The sequence below is a fragment of the Bradyrhizobium barranii subsp. apii genome (assembly GCF_011516635.5).
In the GTDB taxonomy this organism is placed as follows: Bacteria; Pseudomonadota; Alphaproteobacteria; order Rhizobiales; family Xanthobacteraceae; genus Bradyrhizobium; species Bradyrhizobium barranii.
In genome coordinates this window covers 8,658,302-8,676,498 of sequence record NZ_CP096255.1, presented here as the reverse complement: position 1 = coordinate 8,676,498, position 18,197 = coordinate 8,658,302, and the positions used below count along the sequence as shown (strand labels likewise).

15 protein-coding genes and 1 pseudogene are annotated in these 18,197 nt (G+C 64.4%); 3 read left to right on the top strand and 13 right to left on the bottom strand.

Annotation, left to right across the window (positions count from 1 at the left end):
* Positions 1-25: 25 nt before the first annotated feature.
* A pseudogene (locus tag HAP41_RS41550) lies at positions 26-775 on the bottom strand (LysR substrate-binding domain-containing protein); the annotation flags it as partial.
* On the opposite strand from HAP41_RS41550, the gene HAP41_RS41545 reads away from it, so the two are divergent.
* Positions 739-1,326 (top strand): pyridoxamine 5'-phosphate oxidase family protein, encoded by a 588-nt coding sequence (locus tag HAP41_RS41545; RefSeq protein WP_414643394.1) that lies wholly within the window; start codon positions 739-741, stop codon positions 1,324-1,326. The pseudogene HAP41_RS41550 and the gene HAP41_RS41545 overlap by 37 nt on opposite strands.
* A 239-nt stretch (positions 1,327-1,565) precedes the next feature.
* Here the strand turns inward: HAP41_RS41545 and HAP41_RS41540 are convergent, their stop codons facing one another.
* Genes HAP41_RS41540 through HAP41_RS41530 form a run of 3 tightly spaced genes read right to left on the bottom strand, consistent with a single transcriptional unit; the run spans position 1,566 to position 5,109 of the window.
* Entirely contained in the window at positions 1,566-2,297 is a 732-nt protein-coding gene (locus tag HAP41_RS41540; protein WP_166078278.1) for an ABC transporter ATP-binding protein, read from the bottom strand.
* On the bottom strand, positions 2,294-4,063 hold the full coding sequence (locus HAP41_RS41535; RefSeq protein ID WP_166078279.1) for a branched-chain amino acid ABC transporter ATP-binding protein/permease: 1,770 nt from the start codon (positions 4,061-4,063) through the stop codon (positions 2,294-2,296). Before HAP41_RS41535 ends, HAP41_RS41540 begins: the two co-directional genes overlap by 4 nt.
* Positions 4,064-4,068: 5 nt before the next feature.
* Positions 4,069-5,109 (bottom strand): branched-chain amino acid ABC transporter permease, encoded by a 1,041-nt coding sequence (locus HAP41_RS41530; protein WP_166078280.1) that lies wholly within the window; start codon positions 5,107-5,109, stop codon positions 4,069-4,071.
* A 177-nt stretch (positions 5,110-5,286) separates the two neighbouring features.
* Here HAP41_RS41530 and HAP41_RS41525 point away from each other — a divergent pair, with 177 nt between their 5' ends.
* Positions 5,287-5,787 carry a MarR family winged helix-turn-helix transcriptional regulator gene (locus tag HAP41_RS41525; protein ID WP_166078281.1) on the top strand — a complete coding sequence of 167 codons (501 nt, stop codon included), beginning with the start codon at positions 5,287-5,289 and terminating at the stop codon, positions 5,785-5,787.
* A 130-nt stretch (positions 5,788-5,917) separates the two neighbouring features.
* Here HAP41_RS41525 and HAP41_RS41520 read toward each other — a convergent pair whose 3' ends face one another.
* The 9 genes from HAP41_RS41520 to HAP41_RS41480 form a co-directional block, all read right to left on the bottom strand.
* On the bottom strand, positions 5,918-7,201 hold the full coding sequence (locus tag HAP41_RS41520; RefSeq protein WP_166078282.1) for a glycerate kinase type-2 family protein: 1,284 nt from the start codon (positions 7,199-7,201) through the stop codon (positions 5,918-5,920).
* Positions 7,202-7,384: 183 nt separating this feature from the next.
* Positions 7,385-8,614 (bottom strand): ABC transporter substrate-binding protein, encoded by a 1,230-nt coding sequence (locus HAP41_RS41515; protein ID WP_063980937.1) that lies wholly within the window; start codon positions 8,612-8,614, stop codon positions 7,385-7,387.
* 241 nt (positions 8,615-8,855) lie between these two features.
* On the bottom strand, positions 8,856-10,082 hold the full coding sequence (locus tag HAP41_RS41510) for an ABC transporter substrate-binding protein (RefSeq protein WP_166078283.1): 1,227 nt from the start codon (positions 10,080-10,082) through the stop codon (positions 8,856-8,858).
* A gap of 142 nt (positions 10,083-10,224) precedes the next feature.
* Entirely contained in the window at positions 10,225-11,454 is a 1,230-nt protein-coding gene (locus tag HAP41_RS41505; protein WP_166078284.1) for an ABC transporter substrate-binding protein, read from the bottom strand.
* 40 nt (positions 11,455-11,494) lie between these two features.
* Positions 11,495-12,514: a branched-chain amino acid ABC transporter permease gene (locus HAP41_RS41500; RefSeq protein ID WP_028151939.1), complete on the bottom strand. Its 1,020-nt coding sequence runs from the start codon at positions 12,512-12,514 to the stop codon at positions 11,495-11,497.
* 2 nt (positions 12,515-12,516) lie between these two features.
* Entirely contained in the window at positions 12,517-13,392 is an 876-nt protein-coding gene (locus HAP41_RS41495) for a branched-chain amino acid ABC transporter permease (protein ID WP_248577151.1), read from the bottom strand.
* A gap of 12 nt (positions 13,393-13,404) precedes the next feature.
* On the bottom strand, positions 13,405-14,118 hold the full coding sequence (locus HAP41_RS41490) for an ABC transporter ATP-binding protein (protein ID WP_014498266.1): 714 nt from the start codon (positions 14,116-14,118) through the stop codon (positions 13,405-13,407).
* Positions 14,115-14,912 carry an ABC transporter ATP-binding protein gene (locus tag HAP41_RS41485; RefSeq protein ID WP_166078285.1) on the bottom strand — a complete coding sequence of 266 codons (798 nt, stop codon included), beginning with the start codon at positions 14,910-14,912 and terminating at the stop codon, positions 14,115-14,117. The genes HAP41_RS41490 and HAP41_RS41485 overlap by 4 nt, the downstream gene beginning before the upstream one ends.
* Before the next feature lie 66 nt (positions 14,913-14,978).
* Positions 14,979-15,845 (bottom strand): IclR family transcriptional regulator, encoded by an 867-nt coding sequence (locus tag HAP41_RS41480; RefSeq protein ID WP_028151937.1) that lies wholly within the window; start codon positions 15,843-15,845, stop codon positions 14,979-14,981.
* 130 nt (positions 15,846-15,975) lie between these two features.
* On the opposite strand from HAP41_RS41480, the gene HAP41_RS41475 reads away from it, so the two are divergent.
* A complete protein-coding gene (locus HAP41_RS41475) occupies positions 15,976-18,072 on the top strand; it encodes a 3-hydroxyacyl-CoA dehydrogenase NAD-binding domain-containing protein (RefSeq protein WP_166078286.1) in 2,097 nt (698 codons plus the stop codon).
* Positions 18,073-18,197: the final 125 nt, after the last annotated feature.

Genomic DNA, 18,197 nt, shown 5'->3' with positions numbered 1-18,197 from the left:
CCCGGCCATGACGGAGAGGGAGACCTCACCCAAACTTCCACTCCGCCGTCTCCACCACCAAATCGATGAAGGCGCGCACCTTGGCCGACAGCAAACGCGAGGTCGGATAGACGATATGGATCGGCAGCGCCGGCTGCTCGTATTTCGCCAGCACGATTTTCAGCCGCCCGCGCTTCAACCCCTCCGCGGCCTGATAGGCCAGCACCCGCGTGATGCCCCCGCCGGCTTCTGCATATTGCAGGGCGGCGTCGGCGCTGTTGCTGGTAAAACGTGGCGTCGGCGTCCACTCGATATCGCGGCCGTCCTGCACGAAGTGCCAATTGGCGTAGGGGCCGAACGCGATGGTCTGGTGCGCGAGCAATTCCTGTGGCGTCTTCGGCTCGCCGTGGCGCTTCAGGTAGCCCGGCGTCGCCACCGTGATCCGCCGCATCTCGCCGACCTGGCGTGCGACCAGCGAAGAATCGGCGAGATGGCCGATCCGCACCGCGGCATCGACCGCGTCCTCGACGAGATTGACGAGGTTGTCCGAGAGCCTGAGCTCGGCCGTGACCTCCGGATAGCGCTTGAGATAATCGGTCATGACCGGCGAGACATGCAGCCGCCCGAAGCCGAGGGGCGCCGACACCACCAGACGGCCGCTCGGCCGGTTGCGCTCCTCGCGCGCGGAGCCGTCGGCCTCCTCGACATCGGCGAGGATGCGCCGCGCGCGCTCCAGATAGCGCGTGCCGACATCGGTCAATCTCACCTGCCGGGTGGTGCGCTGCAGCGCGCGAAGGCTATGCCCATGCAGAGCAGCGCGGCTGGCGCACCGAGGTCAATGAGAACCTCGCGGCGTTCCTGGCTGACGCCAACAGCTTTTATTTCGCGACCGCCTCGGCCGATGGCCAGCCCTACATCCAACACCGCGGCGGCCCGAAGGGGTTTTTGAAGGTGCTGGACAAGCAGACGCTGGCTTTCACGGACTACGCCGGCAACCGGCAATACATCACGCAGGGAAACCTGTCCGAGAATCCCAAGGCCTATATCTTCGTGATGGACTACGCCCATCGCCGCCGCGTCAAGATCTGGGGCGAGGCGCGCGTCGTCGAGGACGATGAGGCGCTGACGACGTCGCTGATGCCCAAGGGGTACCGCGCGCGCCCAGAGCAGGTGATCCTGTTCAAGATCGCAGCGTGGGACACCAACTGCCCGCAGCACATTCCGCAGAAGTTCGATGCGCCGGATGTCGCGGCAGCGCTGGCGGCGAGGGACCAGCGGATCGCGGAGCTGGAAGCGGAGGTCGCGGCGTTGAAGGGAAAAGCGAGTCTGCCTTCAAGCGAAAGCTAGCGCGGCTCGCAAGGTACATCCTCTCCCCCTGCGGGAGAGGGTGGCTCGCGGTGTAGCCGCGAGACGGATGAGGGGTTTCTCTCCGCCTGCGATGGTCCCACGTCGCAATTGGCGGAGAGAACCTCTCATCCAGCGCCATAGCCGATGCGAAGCATCGGCGTTCTTAAGAACGGCGGCCGAAGACCGCCTAAGCCGCCTTCTCCCGCAAGGGGAGAAGAGAAGCGGAGCCAGCAAAGAAATCAGATTACACTCGTGCCTTCGTGCTGGAAACCGAGATAGCTGGCCGCGACGCGCTCGTTCGCCGCGACATCGCTCGCCTTGCCGCTGAGCACAAACTCGCCGAGCTCCATCACATAGGCCTGGTCCGCGATCTTCAGCGCGGCCTGCGCGTTCTGTTCGACCAGCAGCACGGAAACGCCGCTGGCGCGCAGCTCAGTGACGATGCGGAAGATGTCGGCGACGATGATCGGGGCGAGGCCGAGGCTCGGCTCGTCCAGCATCAAGAGCTTGGGCTCGCCCATCAGCGCGCGGCCCATCGCGAGCATCTGCTGCTCGCCGCCGGAGAGGGTGCCGGCGAGCTGCTTGCGCCGCTCCTTCAGCCGCGGAAACAGCGTGTAGACGCGCTCCATCGAGGTCTTCGCCTTGCTGCGCTCGATGCGGAAGGCCCCCAGCTCGAGATTGTCCTCGACATTCATGGTTACGAACAATTCGCGGTGCTCGGGGACGAGGCCGAGCCCCATCGCGACGCGGTCCTCGATGTCGAGCCGTGATAGATCCTGCCCTGCGAAGGCGACACGGCCTTTCAGCGGCAGAATGCCCATGATGGCGGAGAGCAGCGTGGTCTTGCCGGCGCCATTGGCCCCGACGATGGTGACGATCTGGTTGGCGCCGACCTCAAGCGAGACCGAGCGCACGGCCTCGACCTTGCCATAGGCGACATGTGCGTCGGCGACGGACAACAGCGCGCTCATGCCGCCACTCCGAGATAGGCCTTGATCACTTCGGGATTGGTCTTGATCGTGGCGGGCGTTCCTTCCGCGATCTTGGTGCCGAAATCGAGCACCACGATGCGGTCGGCGAGGTTCATCACGAAGCCCATGTCGTGCTCGACCAGGAGCACGCTCATGCCGCCGTCGCGCAATTCGCGCAGCAGCGCGGCAAGGCGCTGCTTCTCCATGTGGCGCAGGCCGGCAGCCGGCTCGTCGAGCAGCAGCAGCATCGGATCGACGCACAGCGCCCGCGCGATCTCGACGATGCGCTGCTGGCCGAGCGAGAGCGAGCCTGCGAGCTGGTGCATCTGCTCGGCGAGGCCCACGCGCTCGATCTGGCGGGCGGCCTCCGCGAGCAGCCTCGCTTCATCGGCGCGGTCGAGCCGCAGCATCGAGGAGATCGGGCCGGAATGGCCGCGCAGATGCGCGCCGATCGCGACATTCTCCAGCACGGTCATATCAGGGACGAGCTTCACATGCTGGAAGGTGCGGGAGATGCCGAGCTTGACGATCTCCTGCGGTGGCGCCCTGTCGACCTTCTTGCCGAGCACCGAGATCGAGCCTGATGTCGCCGACAGCACGCCGGTGATCAGGTTGAACGTCGTGCTCTTGCCCGCGCCGTTCGGTCCGATCAGCGCGACGATCTCTTTCGCCTGCACGTCGAAGGAGACGTTGTTGACCGCGATCACGCCGCCGAACTGCTTTCGCGCCTTCTCGACCTGGAGCAGGACGCCGGACTGGCCGGCCGCGCGGGTGCGCTGCTCCAGTTTCAGCGAGGTGTCCGGCTTTTTGCCGCGGGTAGGCTCGGGCAGGAACGACATCAGCCAGGGCCAGACGCCGCCGGGCGCAAGCTGGAGCAGCGCCACCAGCATGATGCCGAACACGATGGTCTCGACCTGTCCGGAGCCGGGCAGGATCAGCGGCAAATAGCTTTGCAGCACCTCCTTCAGGACCACGACGATCGCCGCGCCCAGCACGCCGCCCCAGACATAGCCGGCGCCGCCGACCACCGCGATGAAGAGATATTCGATGCCGGCCTGCGCACCGAACGGCGTCGGGTTCACCGCGCGCTGAAGATGCGCGTAGAGCCAGCCGGAGAGGCCGGCGAGCACCGCGGCGTGGATGAACACCAGGAGCTTTGCGCGCGGCGTGTGCACGCCGAACGCTTCGGCTGCGACGTGTCCGCGCCGCAGCGCGCGGATGGCGCGGCCGGTGCGGGAATCCAGCAGGTTCATCGTGAGCAGAGCCGAGAGGATGACGGCAACCCAGATCGCGTAATAGATCGAGCCGGGCGAGAGCATCTTGAACGAGCCGATCGACAGCGGCGGGATCGCTGAGATGCCGTCGTTTCTTCCCAGGAATTCCAGCTTGCTGAAGAGATAGAACAGGCCCAATCCCCAGGCGAGCGTGCCGAGTGGCAGATAGTGCCCGGAGAGACGGACGGTCACCAGCCCGAGCAGCACCGCCAACGATCCGCTGACCAGCAGCGATAGTGGCAAGGTCAGCCACGGAGATAGGCCATAGGCCGTCGACAGCACCGCGGTGGTGTAGGCGCCGAAGCCGACGAAAGCCGCCTGGCCAAACGAGGTCAGGCCGCCGACGCCCGTGAGCAGCACGAGGCCCATCGCGACGAGGGCGGCAAGGCCGATATTGTCGAGCAGCACGATCCAGAACGGCGGCATGCCCGGGAGATGCGGGATCGCCGCCATGAGAAGCGCGAAGATGAGGATGGGAAGCCGGCTCTGCATGCGCGTCAGTCCTTCTCTTCCTCGACCGCGGGCGCGGCGAGCGAGCGCAGCAGCAGCACGGGGATCAGCAGCATGAAGACGATCACTTCCTTGTAGTTGGAGGCGTAGAAGGACGAGAACGCCTCGACGATGCCGACGACCAGCGCCGCGACGGCGGTGAGCGGATAGCTGACGAGGCCGCCGATGATCGCGGCAACGAAGCCCTTGAGGCCGATCAGGAAGCCGGAGTCGTAGTAGAGCGTCGTGATCGGCACGATCATGATGCCCGACAGCGCGCCGATGACGGAGGCCAGCAGGAAGGCGATCTGGCCGGACAGCGTGGTGCGGATGCCGGCAAGGCGGGCGCCGAGCCGGTTCACGGCGGTCGCGCGCAGCGCCTTGCCGTAGAGCGTCAGCCCGAAGAACAGCCAGAGCCCGACGATGAAGGCGATGGTGATGCCGTAGACGGTGATGCTCTGGCCGGTGAAGCGCAGCGCGCCGGCGGTGAAGGAGCCTGATAGCACGGCGGGTCCGCGCTGGCCTTCGGCGCCGAAGAACAGCAGGCCCAGTCCCTGCAGCGCGAGGTGGACGCCCACCGATGCGATCAGCAGCACCAGCACTGAGGTGTGCGCCAGCGGCTGGAACGCGATGCGGTAGAGGTAGAGGCCGATCATCGCCACGATCACCAGCGACAGCGCGATGCACACCGCCACCGGCGGCTTCTGGGCGGCGAAGTAGACGGTCAGCGCCAGCACGATGGTCGGCAGCACGACGTTGGTGACGAGGCTGCGCGCGATCAGGCGACCGTGCAGCGCCTTGCGCGCCACGAACAGGTCGAACACGAAGGCGCCGATGCCCAGCGCCAGCGCGAGCTTTGCCGTGCCCGGCATCTGGCCCGCGGCCAGCGAGGCATAGGTCAGCGCGCCATAGGTGACGAATTCGCCCTGGGGAATGAGGATGACGCGCGTGACGGCGAACACCAGCACCAGCGCCAGGCCGAGCAGCGCATAGATCGCGCCATTGGTGATGCCGTCCTGTACCAGGAACAGCATGATGGTGGTATTCAAGACCGGACGCTCCCCCTCAAAGATCGGGACCGGGCTCCGCAATTGCGGTGGACGGTCCGCTCACAGCCATTGAAACGCTGACGATATTTGATATGGTCCATAACAATTATCAAATATAACTTCAAGGGTGGGGCGGACGACCCGCCCCGAATTTAGCGGGATCACGAGCACGAGGCGATGACCGTTTCCAAAACCGCTGAAAAGTCTTCTGAAAAGCCCGGCGACGCGGCCGAGGCCCAGCCTGAAGCCCTCCAGCTTGGCGAGCTCTCCGAGCAGCTCGGCTACGTGCTGAAGCGGGCGCAGCTCAAGGTGTTCGAGAACTTTTTGCGCTGCATGGCCTCGCTCCAGCTCACGCCAGCGCAGTTCTCCGTGCTGCTGCTGGTCGAGAAGAATCCGGGCCGTAACCAGACCGAGATCGCCTCGACGCTCGGCATCCTGCGCCCGAACTTCGTGGCGATGCTCGACAATCTGGAGAGCCGCGACCTTTGCGCGCGGATCCGCTCCACCAACGACCGCCGCTCGCACATCCTGGTATTGACCGACAAGGGCAAGGCCGTGCTGACCCGGGCGAAAAAGCTGGTCGCCACCAAGCACGAGTCCCGGCTGAACGAGCTGCTCGGGCAGTCCAACCGCGAAGCCCTGATCGGGATGCTCTCGAAGATCGCGAACGAGTTTTGAGGCCCGGCTGTCATCGTCCGGCTTGACCGGGCGATCCAGTACTCCGAGAGTTTGCGATCGAACCGATAGGCCGCGGCGTACTGGATTCCCCGCCTTCGCGGGGAATGACAGCGAGACCTGGGCAGGCGTCTCAATCCACCAAAATCACCCTGATATCGTTCACGTTCGTCAGCGTCGGTCCCGGCATCAGCAGATCGCCGGTCGCCTCGAAGAACGTCGTCGCGTCGTTGTTGTCCAGGTACGCCTGCGGCTGAAGCGCCAGGGCCTTCATCTTCGCGAACGTCGCAGCATCAATCAGCGCGCCGGCGGGATCGGTGGGGTGGCCGGCGCCGCCATCGGCGCCGTCGGTGTCGCCGGCGAGAGCGGAAATGTCAGGCGTGTCCTTCAACAGGCCGGCGAGCGCCAGCGCGTATTCCTGGTTGGGGCCGCCGCGCCCATTGCCGCGCACGGTAACGGTGAGCTCGCCGCCGGAGAGGATCGCGAGGCGCTTGCCTTGCGCGCGTGCTTCAAGCGCGAGCCTGGCGTGATCGGCTGCGACCTCGCGGGCCTCGCCTTCGAGATCGGCGCCGAGATCGATGGTCTCGTAGCCGGCTTCCCTGGCGAGCTTCACCGCGGCGTCGAGCGATTGCTTGGGCCGCGCGATCAGCTCGAAATGCGCGCGCGCGAAGGCGGCATCATCAGGCTTGGCACTTTCGTTGGCGGGATCGTCGAGCGCGCGGCGGACGGCGTCGTCGATGGCGAGCTTGTACTTCGCGACGATCGCGCGCGCATCCGCCAGCGTGGTCGGATCGGGCACAGTGGGGCCGGAGGCGATGGCGGACGGATCGTCGTGCGGCACGTCGGAAATCGCGAGCGTCACGATCTCCGCGGCATTCTTGCCGGCGCGCGCCAGCCGGCCGCCCTTGATCCGCGACAAATGTTTCCGGACCGTGTTCATCTCGCCGATCGGCGCGCCCGAGCGGAGCAGCGCCTTGTTGACCGCCTGCTTCTGGGCGAAGCTGATGCCGTCCACCGGCGCGATCCAGTTCGCCGAGCCGCCGCCGGTGAGCAGCACCAGCAGCAGATCGTCGGGCCCGGCCTCGCCAGCGAGCGCGAGCGTATCGGCGGCGCCCTTCAGGCCGGCTTCATCGGGAACGGGATGACCGGCCTCGACCACGCGGATGCGGCGGGTCGGCACGCCGTAGCCGTGGCGCGTGGTGGCGATGCCGACGAGGCGCTCCGGCGCGAGCTTGAGCGTGTCGAGATAGTGCCGCTCGGCGGCCGCGGCCATCGCACCCGCGCCCTTGCCGGCGGCGAGGCAGATCACGCGCCCTTTCGGCGCGGGCCGCAGATACGGCGCCAGAATCGTGCTGGGATGGGCGGCGGCAACGGCGGCGTCGTAGAGCGCGCGGAGCAGGGGACGTCGGTCGGTCATGGCGAAGGCCTTCAGCGAACTGAAATGATGGCGACAAAATCGCCAGCTCCCTGCCTACCGCATCAGGCGCCAAAGCGTAAGCAGGCTTTACCATCATTCGATTGTGCAATCGCGTGATCATAATCCGCGCGCAAGCAAAAGCCCCCTGCGATGGCCGCGCAGGGGGCTCTCTGTCGTTTGGGGTTAGCCGCCGACGTCGGCGCTGATCACGTCTCCGAACAGCTCCCACTTCTCGCCCTTGAACTTCTCGAGTTGAAGCTGGCTGATCGGCGCGAAATCGGTCGGCGAGGTGTTGACCTTCACGCCCGGCAGCAGCGCCTCGGTGCGGAAGTCCTTCACGTTCGCCGCCTGCTTCATGATGTTCTCGCGCGTGAGATTGTCACCGCACTGCTTCAAGACCTGGACCAGTGTCTGCGCCACGGCATAGCCGACGATCGTGCCCTTATCGAGCTTGTCGCCCTCGGGGAAGTATTTGGTCATGAACGCCAGAAACTCCTTCATGCCGGGATCGTTGTTCCACGCGGGATCCGACACGTCCTTGAGATAGTCGGCCGAGATGATGTCCTGGCCATTCTCGAAGCCGGCCGGCTTCATCACGCTGCCGACGGAAGCAGAGACATTGTTGAGGAAGTGCAGCGGCTTCCAGCCGATCTCGGCATTCTTCTTGATCGCTTGCGCGGCGAATTTCGGCGTCGTGATGTTCATGAAGACGTCGGCGCCGGTCGACTTCAGCTTGACGATGTGGTTGTCGATGGTCGGCTCGGAGGTCTCGTAGCTCTCTTCGATGACGATCATCGAGGCGGCTTTCGAGCCGAGGCCGTCCTTGAGGCCCTTGAGATAGTCCTTGCCGTAATCGTCGTTCTGGTAAAGCACCGCGATCTTGGCGTCCGGCTTGTTCTTCAGGAGCCACTTCGCATAGATCTGCGTCTCGCTCTGGTAATTGGGCTGCCAGCCCATCGTCCAGGGGAAGTTCTGCGGATCGTTCCACTTGGTGGCGCCGGTCGCGACGAACAGCTGCGGTACCTTCTTCGAGTTCATGTATTTGTGGATCGCCGAGTTCGGCGGCGTGCCGAGCGAGTTGAAGATGAACAGCACCTCGTCGCTCTCGACCAACTTGCGGGCCTGCTCCACCGTCTTCGGCGGCGAGTAGGCGTCGTCATAGGAGATGTAATTGATCTTGCGGCCGTTGATGCCGCCCTCGTCGTTGATCTTCTTGAAATAGGCGGCTTCGGTCCGCCCGATGATGCCGTAGGCGGAGGCCGGTCCGCTGTAGGGCATGATGTTGCCGATCTTGATTTCGGTGTCGGTCGCGCCGGTATCGTATTTCTTCTGGGCCGATGCAGTGGAGGCCGAGGCCGCAATGAGCGCAAGCGCCAGTGACGCGGCCGCAAGTTTGCCGGTGACAGCGGGCATTCCTATCTCCCTATTTTCTTGGTGTGTGTGCGTCCCTTTTCTTGGCTTGATGATTTTTGGCGGCGCGGAGGCAATTCAATACGATTTACCGGGAGCCTTCAACAGAAAGCCCCCGCGGCTGTGTCGCAGGGGCTGCTCCTTTAGTAGTCAAGGACCGGCGCGCGCTGGTGTGCGACTGCGAGACGGCGCCGCTGTCTTGAGTTGATTGACCAGTCGGAGGCGATTTTGAGTTGCGCTGGCTTCAGTGGCCGAGCTCGCTCGAGATGATGTCGCCGAACAGCTCCCATTTCCTGCCCTTGAACCGCATCATCTGGAGCTGCTCGATGGGGGCGAAATTATCGGCGGAGGTGTTGATCTTGATGCCGGGCAGCAGCGTGTCGGGCTCGAAATCCTTCAAGGAAGCGGCCTGCTTCATGACGTTCTCATGGGTGAGCTCGTCGCCGCACATCTGCAGCACCTTCACCATGGTCTGGGCCGCGGCATAGCCGAACACCACGCCGGCATCGAGCTTGTTGGCCTTGGGGTCGTACTGCGCGAGGAAGCTATAGAACTTCTTCATGCCGTCATCGGCATTCCATTGCGGGTCGGAGCCGTCCTTGGTGTAGCTCGCTGACAGGATGCCTTGCGAGATCTCCAGGCCCGCGGGCTCGAGCACGCCGCCGACCGAGGCCGAGACGTTGGAGATGATGTGGACCGGGTGCCAGTTGATCTCGGCCGCCTTCTTGATCGCCTGCGCCGCGAATTTCGGCGTGGTGATGCTGAGGAAGACGTCGGCGCCCGAGGCCTTCAGCTTCACGACGTGCTCGTCGATCGCAGGCTCCGACGTGTCGTAGCCGTCTTCGAGCACGATCATCGACGCCTTGGCCCCTAAGCCGTCCTTCAGCCCTTTCAGATAGTCCTTGCCGAAATCGTCGTTCTGGTAGAGCACGCCGATCTTCGCGTCCGGCTTCTCCTTCATGATGTATTTGGCGTAGATCCGCGCCTCGCTGGCGTAGCTCGGCTGCCAGCCCATGGTCCACGGATATTGCTTGGGATCGTTCCACTTGGAGGCGCCGCTCGCCACGAACAGCTGCGGCACCTTCTTCTCGTTCATGTATTTGCGGATGGCGCCGTTGGTGGAGGTGCCGAGCGAGCCGAAGATCAGCAGCACACCGTCGCTCTCGACCAGCTTGCGCGCCTGCTCCACCGTCTTCGGCGGCGAATAGCCGTCGTCGTAGGAGATGAACTTGATCTTGCGGCCGTTGATGCCGCCCTCAGCATTGATCTTGTTGAAATAAGCTTCCTCGGCTTTGCCGATCGCGGCATAGGCGGAGGCCGGCCCGCTATAGGGCATGATGTTGCCGATCTTGATCTCGGTATCGGAAGCGCCGCTGTCGTATTTCTTTTGCGCCAGTGCCGGGCTGCTCATTGCAGTGCACAACGCGAGCGCGGCCGAAACGGCCGCAACCTGAAATCGAACGACAGTCATCTTTCTCCACCCGGAATGGATCGGCGCCGCATTGAACAAGATTGACGCCTGACGTCAACAAAAAGCCCCCGCGGTCGCCCGCGGGGGCTTTGTCAGATTTGACTAGACTTGAACTGACCAGATTTGGACTATTGCGTCAGCGTCACTCGGAGGCGACGTCGCCGCTGATGATCTCGCCGAACAGTTCCCACTTCTCGCCCTTGAAGCGCTGCATCTGGAGCTGCGAAATCGGGGCGAAGTCGGTGGCGCTGGTGTTGATCTTGACGCCGGGCAGCAGCGTGTCCGGTGCAAAATCCTTCAAGGAAGCGGCCTGCTTCATCAGGTTGGCGCGGGTGAGGTCGTCACCGCACATCTCCAGCGTCTTGACCAGGGTCGACGCCGCGCCATAGCCATAGACCATGCCGGTGTCGGTCTTGTCGGCGCCAGGCATGTACTTGTCGACGAACTCGTTCCACTTCTTCATGCCGGGATCGTTGTTCCACTGCGGGTCGGTGGAATCCTTGGCATAGGCCGCCGACAGCACGTCCTGCGAGGCCTCGAAGCCGGCCGGCTTCATCACGCTGCCGACCGAGATTGACACGTTGGTGAGGATCTGGAGCGGCTTCCAGCTGAGCTCGGCGGTCTTCTTGATGGTCTGGGCCGCGAACTTCGGCGTCGCGTAGATCAGCAGCACGTCGGGATTGGCGGCCTTGATCTTGACGATGTGGCCGTCGATCGACGGCTCGGAGATCTCGTAGCTCTCTTCCATGATGATCATGGACGCGCCCTTGGCGCCGAGACCGTCCTTGGTGCCCTTGAGGTAGTCTTTGCCGAAATCGTCGTTCTGGTAGAGGATCGCGACCTTGGCGTTCGGCTTTTCCTTCATCAGCCATTTCGCGTAGATCTGCGCTTCGCTCTGGTAGGAGGGCTGCCAGCCGATGGTCCAGGGGAAGTTCTTCGCGTCGTTCCACTTGGTGGCGCCGGTGGCGACGAACAGCTGCGGGATCTTCTTGGCTTTCAGGTACTTCTGGATCGCGGTGTTCGAGGGCGTGCCGAGCGGATTGTACACGGCCAGCACTTCGTCGCTCTCGACCAGCTTGCGGACCTGCTCGACGGCCTTCGGCGGCGAATAGGCGTCGTCATAGGTGACGAAGTTGATCTTGCGGCCGTTGATGCCGCCCTTGTCGTTGATCATCTTGAAATAGGCTTCTTCGGTCTTGCCGATGATGCCATAGGCCGACGCCGGACCGCTGTACGGCATGATGTTGCCGATCTTGATCTCGGTGTCGGACGCGCCGGTGTCGTATTTCTTCTGGGCAAGTGCTGCGCCGGAGGTGAGGGTCGCGACCGCCGTTACGAGTGCGGTGGTTCGCAGTATTCTTCCGAAAAGCAATTGGGTCTCCTTGGTTAAAACAACAGTCTGGATGGATGTTTCAGTTCTTCCTGAGCCGGCCGGCGAGTTGCTGGCCCAGGATCGCGACTTGCCTTGCGCCATGCGGCACGAGGTAGATGACGAGGAACAGGAGCACGCCGAACACCGCGCCGGAGAGGCCCTTGGAGATGCCCTCCGCGATGTTCGGCACGAAGATGATGAAGGCGGCGCCGACGATCGAGCCGGGCAGCCAGCCGACGCCGCCGACGACCATGCCGAGGAACAGCGAGATCGCGAGGGTGATGGTGTAGCTGTCGGGCGCGACGAACTGCACCGCGATGGCGCCGAGCGAGCCGGCGATGCCGGTGATGGCGGCGGAGACGCCGAAGGCCAGCGTCTTGTACAGCGCGACGTCGACGCCCATCGCGGAGGCCGCGATCTCGTTGTCGCGGATCGCCATGAAGGCGCGGCCCGAGCGGGAACGCAGCAGGTTCACCGAGAAGATGTAGATCGCAATCACGACCACGAGCGTGAAGTAGTACAGCCACATGTCCTGCGACATCGGCAGGCCGAACGGCGCATCCGGCTTGGTGACGACGAGGCCCTGCACGCCGCCGGTCCAGTGCTCTAGGAAGTTCAGCTTGAGGAGCTGCGGCATGGCGGTGGCGAGCGCGAAGGTCGCGAGCGCGAGGTAGACGCCGGAGAGCCGCAGCGCCGGCTGCCCGAACAGGAAGCCGAAGCCGAAACAGACGACGCCGGCGATCGGCAGCGTCAGCGCGTAATTGACGTTGAAGTGCTCCATCAGCACCGCTGTCGTATAGGCGCCGACCGCGTAGAACGCGCTCTGGCCGAGCGAGAACTGGCCGCTTCCGCCGGTCAGGATGTTCAGCGCCAGCACCGCGAGCCCGTAGATCAGGAGCATCGTCATCTGGAAGATGATGAAGTTCTTGACGAAAACGGGTGCGATCAGCAGTGCCGCGAGCACCACCAGCGAGGTGCCGGTGCCCAGCGTCATGGCCCGCTTCGGAACGGCCTCGACCGCCTCGTGGCCTTCTGCAACGACTTCTTCTGCAGCGCTCATGATCAAACTCGCTTGACGATGTGCCGGCCGAACAGGCCAGCGGGTTTGACAACCAGGACGGAGATGATCAGCGCGAGCGCGATCGGGAGCTTCAGCTCATTGCCGACGCCGGGGATGTAGGTGCCGGCGAGATTCTCGAAGATGCCGACCAGGAAGCCGCCGACCACGGCGCCGAACGGGCTGGTGAGACCGCCGAGCACCGCGGCGGCAAAGCCGTAGATCAGCACGCCGCCCATCATGTTGGGCTCGAGGAACACGACAGGGGCGATCAGCATGCCGGCGATCGCGCCGATCGCGGTCGCCATGCCCCAGCCGAGCGCGATCATCCAGGACGTGTTGATGCCGACGAGGCGGGCCGATTCAGGCACCGAGGCGGCCGCGCGCATGGCCAGGCCGATGCGCGTGTACTGGAAGAAGAAGTAGAGGCCGAGCAGCAGCAGCACCGTGACGCCGATCATGCCGGCCTGGTGGGTCGAGATCAGCTGGCTGCCCAGGAACGGCGCGGAGCCGAACGGGGTCGGGTACTGCTTGATGGTGAAGTCCCAGATCAGGCCGGCCGAGGAGTTGATGATCGCAAACAGCGCGATGAAGCCGGCGACGTTGGTCAGCACCGGCGCTTTCGCCAGCGGCTTGAACAGAATGCGCTCGATCGCGATGCCGGCGACGAAGGAGAGCGCCAGCGTGAGGATGAAGGCGGCCCAGTAGGCGCCCCACTGCATCAGCTGCCAGGAGATGAAGGTCGAGAACATCGCCATCTCGCCCTGCGCGAAGTTGAGATGGTCGATCGCCTGGTAGATCATGACCACGGCGAGCGCCATGCAGGCGTAGATCGCGCCCGTGGCGATGCCGGCCAGCACTTGGTTGGTGAACAGCTCCATCGTGCCGGCTCCTCAGTAACCCAGATAGGATTTGCGGATTTCTTCGTTGTTCGCGATGTCCTTGGCATTGCCCGACATCACGATGCGTCCGGTCTCGATCACATAGGCCTGGTCGGCGAGCTCGAGCGCGAGCTGGGCGTTCTGCTCGACCACCAGGATCGACACCTTGTCCTCGCGATTGATCTTGCCGAGGATGCCGAACAGGTCGCGCACGACCAGCGGTGCCAGTCCGAAGGACGGCTCGTCGAGCAGCATCAGGCGCGGCCGCAGCATCAGCGCGCGGGCGACCGCGAGCATCTGCTGCTCGCCGCCCGAGAGCGTGCCGGCCTGCTGGGTGTGGCGCTGCTTGAGCACCGGGAAATGCGCGTACATGCGCTCGATGTCGGAAACGATGCCGGCGCTGTCCTTGCGGGTGATGGCCCCGAGCTGGAGGTTCTCCTCGACCGTCATGGTCGTGAAGGTGCCGCGGCCCTGCGGCACGTGGGCGATGCCGAACCGCACGATGCTCTCGGTGGAGCGGTTGCTGAGCGGCTTGCCTTCGAACTCGATCGCGCCGGTGGAACGCACCATGTTGCAGATCGCGCGCAGGGTGGTGGTCTTGCCGGCGCCATTGGCGCCGAGCAGCGTCGTCAACGATCCTTCGTTGAGCGAGAAGGACAGGCCATGGAGCGCCTGGACCTGGCCGTAATAGGCGCGCAGGTCCTTGACGTTGAGCAGCGTCGTCATTGGTCCTTGCTCCCGAGATAGGCCTTGATGACGTCGGGGTCCGCCTGCACCTGGGCCGGCGTGCCTTCCGCGAGCTTCTTGCCGAAATTCAGCGCGACGACGTGGTCGGCGATCGACATCACGAGGCCCATGTGGTGCTCGACCAGCAGCACGGTCATGTGGCGGTCGTCGCGGATGCGGCGGATGAGGTCGCCGAGCAGATAGACTTCCTCGTGGTTGAGGCCGCCGGCCGGCTCGTCGAGCAGCAGGATCTTCGGGGCGGCCGCGAGCGCGCGCGCCAGCTCGACGCGTTTCTGCGTGCCGAAGGGCAGGCCGGACACGATGGTGTGGGCGACGTCCTCGAGCTTGAGATAGGCGAGGATCTCCTGCACCTTCTTGTTGACCTCGGTCTCGCTGCGCCGGACCCAGGCGAGTCTCAGGGAGTCGCTGATGATGTCGCTGGAGGTCTTCGAATGGGCGCCGACGCGGACGTTGTCCATCACCGAGAGGTTCGGAAACAGCGCCACGTTCTGGAAGGTGCGGCCGATGCCGATCTCGGCGATCCGGTGCGGAGGCCGCGACAGGATGCTCACGCCTTCCATCAGGATGTCGCCCGACGACGGCTGATAGAGCCGCGAGAGGCAATTGAAGAGCGTGGTCTTGCCGGCGCCGTTGGGGCCGATCAATCCGAGGATCTGGCCCTTGTGCATGTCAAAGGACACGCCGTTGAGCGCGATGATGCCGCCGAACACGACGCTGACGTCGCGAACCGCGAGCAGGGGCGATGTCCCCCGCGCGAGCTGTGCCTGCGTCATCTCGTCTCGCCCACACACGTCAGTGGGCGAAGGGGCGATGCGAACCGCTCCCGGTGATGACAAAGGCTATCTGAACCCCTCGGCCACACGCGCAACTTTTCCTCCTGATTTCAGCTTTTTGCTGACTTCTTTTTTGGATTGCGGCATCAGTCCCCCGAGTGCCGCTTCAATGTTCCTTACCATCGCCAGCAGACGCGGTCCAATGTCGTTGATCAAACGCTCTTCCGTGAAGCGGAATGCGGGTGCGCCGCAATTGAATGCGTAAGGTCCGGTTCCGTCGTTGAGCTTGAGCGCGACGCCGGCGGCGCCGATGTCGTCGTGCCAGTCGCCGACGGACATCGCGAAACCGTATTTCGCGACGGTCTCGCCGGAACGTTCCAGTCCGTCGCGCATCTTCGGCCAGCGGCTGCCGTAATGTTCGCGCAGGATGCGGGACACCTCGGCGCGGCCTTCTTCGTCGAGCGCCCAGAAATAGGCGCGGCCCATCGCGCTGGTTGCAATCGGCACGCGGGAGCCGACGTCCAGTTGAACGCCGACCGTCTCGCTGCCGCGACTTTGCCCGAAATAGATCATGCTGTGACGGTCGCGGCCGCCGATCGCGACGGCGCCGCCGGTCGCGCGCATCAATTCCTCGCGAAATGGCTCGGACAAATGCCGAACGCCGAGATTGGATAACGCCGCATAACCGAGCGCCATCGCGGCGGGCGCGAGCTGGTACTTCTCGAAACGGGGAACCGGTGTCAGATAACCGAGCTTCGTCAACGTGTAGGTCAGGCGCGAAACGGTCGGCTTGGGCAGGTTCGTCCGCGCGGCGATCTCCTGGTTGCCGAGAAGTCCGTCGCTGGGTTGGAATGCGCGCAAAACATCTAGTCCGCGGGAAAGCGCGACGACGAAATTCCGATCGGTCGCAGTCTTCTTGCCTGTACGCTTCATCCCTGATCTGCTTCTTGCGCGGAGTCGTTGACAACGTCCGTGCTTCAAAATAACCCTGCCGTCAAGATGCGGAATTAAATTCCGCACCGCGAAATCGAACAAAAGTAAATCCCCACCAAGGAGGGAAGCCGTGAGCGAAGTGGTCAAGCTTGAGCGTCATGACGAAGTCGGGATCGTCACGGTCAACAGTCCTCCGGTCAATGCGCTGAGTGCCGCAGTGCGCGGCGGTATTCTCGAATGCATCAAGGCCGCGATCGCCGATCCCGCGATCAAGGGCATCGTCCTGACCTGCGCCGGCCGCACCTTTATCGCCGGTGCCGACATCACCGAGTTCGGCAAGCCGCCGAAGCCGCCCGCCCTCAACGACGTCCTCGCCGAGATCGAGAACTCGCCCAAGCCGGTCGTTGCCGCGATCCATGGCACCGCGCTCGGCGGCGGCCTCGAGGTCGCGCTGGCCTGTCATTTCCGCGTGGCCGTGAAGGAAGCCAAGCTCGGCCTGCCCGAGGTGAAGCTCGGCCTGCTGCCGGGCGCCGGCGGCACCCAGCGCCTGCCGCGCGCGGTCGGGCCGGAACTCGCAGTCAAGATGATCGTCGGCGGTGATCCGATCGGTGCTGCCGAAGCGCTCAAGAATGGCCTGATCGAGGAGATCGTCGAAGGTCCGGCCTCCGGCGGCGAATCCTTCGTGCGCAAGCTGCTCGCCGAGAAGCGCCCGCTGCGGCGCCTGCGCGACGACGATTCCAAGCTCGCGGCGGCCAAGGCCGACCGCTCGATCTTCACCAATGCGGTCGCCGCCATGACCAAGAAGGCGCGCGGCCTGGAAGCGCCGTTCGCCGCCGCCGACGCCGTCGGCTACGCCATCGACCTGCCGTTCGACGAGGGGCTGAAGAAGGAGCGCGAGGGCTTCCTCAAGCTCGTCTCCAGCGACCAGTCCAAGGCGCAGCGTTATGCCTTCTTCGCCGAGCGCGAGGCCAGCAAGATCGCCGGCGTCCCTGAAGGCACCAAGTCGCGGCCGGTGAACCGCGTCGCCATCCTCGGTGCCGGCACCATGGGCGGCGGCATTGCGATGTCCTTTGCCAATGCCGGCGTGCCCGTCACCCTGATCGAGACCGGCGAGGAGCAGCTCAAGCGCGGCATGGGCATCATGCAGAAGAACTGGGAAGCGACCGCCGCGCGCGGCGGCATCCCGGCCGACGCGCCCGCCAAGCGCATGGCGCTGATCAACGGCGTCGTCGGCATCGAGAACGTCGGTGATGCTGACCTGGTGATCGAGGCCGTGTTCGAGACCATGGCCGTAAAGAAGGAAGTGTTCGGCAAGCTCGACCAATACGTCAAGCCCGGCGCCGTGCTCGCCTCCAACACCTCCTACCTCAACATCGACGAGATCGCGAAGTCGACCAAGCGGCCGCAGGACGTGCTCGGCATGCACTTCTTCTCGCCCGCCAACGTCATGAAGCTGTGCGAGATCGTGCGCGCCGACAAGACCGCGCCGGATGCGCTGGTCACCGCTGTGACCATCGCGCGCAAGATCGCGAAGGTTCCGGCCGTCGTCGGCGTCTGCGACGGCTTCGTCGGCAACCGCATGCTGGCGCAACGTGGCAAGCAGTCCGAGAAGCTGCTGTTCGAAGGTGCCTTGCCGCAGCAGGTCGACGCCGTGGTTACCAAATTCGGCATGCCCATGGGGCCGTTCGCGATGGGCGACCTCGCCGGCCTCGACATCGGCTGGCGCTCGCGCAAGGACCGCGGCATCAAGTCGGAGATCGCGGACGCGCTCTGCGAAGCCGGCCGCTTCGGCCAGAAGACCGGCAAGGGCTACTACAAGTATGAAGCAGGAAGTCGCTCGGCGCTGCCCGATCCGGAGGTCGAAAAGCTGATCGACGAGACGCTGCTCCGTCTCGGCCGCAAGAAGCGCGTCGTCAGCGACGAGGAGATCCTCGAGCGCATGATGTACCCGATGATCAACGAGGGCGCGAAGATCCTCGAAGAGGGCATCGCGGCGCGTCCTTCCGACATCGACGTGGTTTGGCTCTACGGCTACGGCTGGCCGATCTACCGCGGCGGCCCGATGTTCTGGGCCGACACCGTCGGCCTCAAGCACATCGCCGATCGTCTGTCCTTCTACGCCAAGGAGACCAACGACCCGAGCCTCGAGCCCGCGCCGCTGCTGAAGAAGCTCGCGGCCGAAGGCAAGACGTTCGCGTCGCTGGCCGCGGCGTCGAAGGCGGCGTGATGGCCGCTTCATCTCAACCCTCGTCATTCCGGGATGCGCCGCAAGGCGCAGGCCCGGAATCCATAACCCCAGCTGGTGGTTATGGATTCCGGGCTCGCGACTTTGTCGCGCCCCGGAATGACGGT

Bases quoted from the DNA above. Each gene is read 5' to 3' on its own strand.
- HAP41_RS41540 (WP_166078278.1), bottom strand. From the start codon at position 2,297: ATGAGCGCGCTGTTGTCCGTCGCCGACGCACATGTCGCCTATGGCAAG.
- HAP41_RS41535 (WP_166078279.1), bottom strand. From the start codon at position 4,063: ATGCAGAGCCGGCTTCCCATCCTCATCTTCGCGCTTCTCATGGCGGCG.
- HAP41_RS41525 (WP_166078281.1), top strand. From the start codon at position 5,287: ATGACCGTTTCCAAAACCGCTGAAAAGTCTTCTGAAAAGCCCGGCGAC.
- HAP41_RS41520 (WP_166078282.1), bottom strand. From the start codon at position 7,201: ATGACCGACCGACGTCCCCTGCTCCGCGCGCTCTACGACGCCGCCGTT.
- HAP41_RS41515 (WP_063980937.1), bottom strand. From the start codon at position 8,614: ATGCCCGCTGTCACCGGCAAACTTGCGGCCGCGTCACTGGCGCTTGCG.
- HAP41_RS41510 (WP_166078283.1), bottom strand. From the start codon at position 10,082: ATGACTGTCGTTCGATTTCAGGTTGCGGCCGTTTCGGCCGCGCTCGCG.
- HAP41_RS41500 (WP_028151939.1), bottom strand. From the start codon at position 12,514: ATGAGCGCTGCAGAAGAAGTCGTTGCAGAAGGCCACGAGGCGGTCGAG.
- HAP41_RS41495 (WP_248577151.1), bottom strand. From the start codon at position 13,392: ATGGAGCTGTTCACCAACCAAGTGCTGGCCGGCATCGCCACGGGCGCG.
- HAP41_RS41490 (WP_014498266.1), bottom strand. From the start codon at position 14,118: ATGACGACGCTGCTCAACGTCAAGGACCTGCGCGCCTATTACGGCCAG.
- HAP41_RS41485 (WP_166078285.1), bottom strand. From the start codon at position 14,912: ATGACGCAGGCACAGCTCGCGCGGGGGACATCGCCCCTGCTCGCGGTT.
- HAP41_RS41480 (WP_028151937.1), bottom strand. From the start codon at position 15,845: ATGAAGCGTACAGGCAAGAAGACTGCGACCGATCGGAATTTCGTCGTC.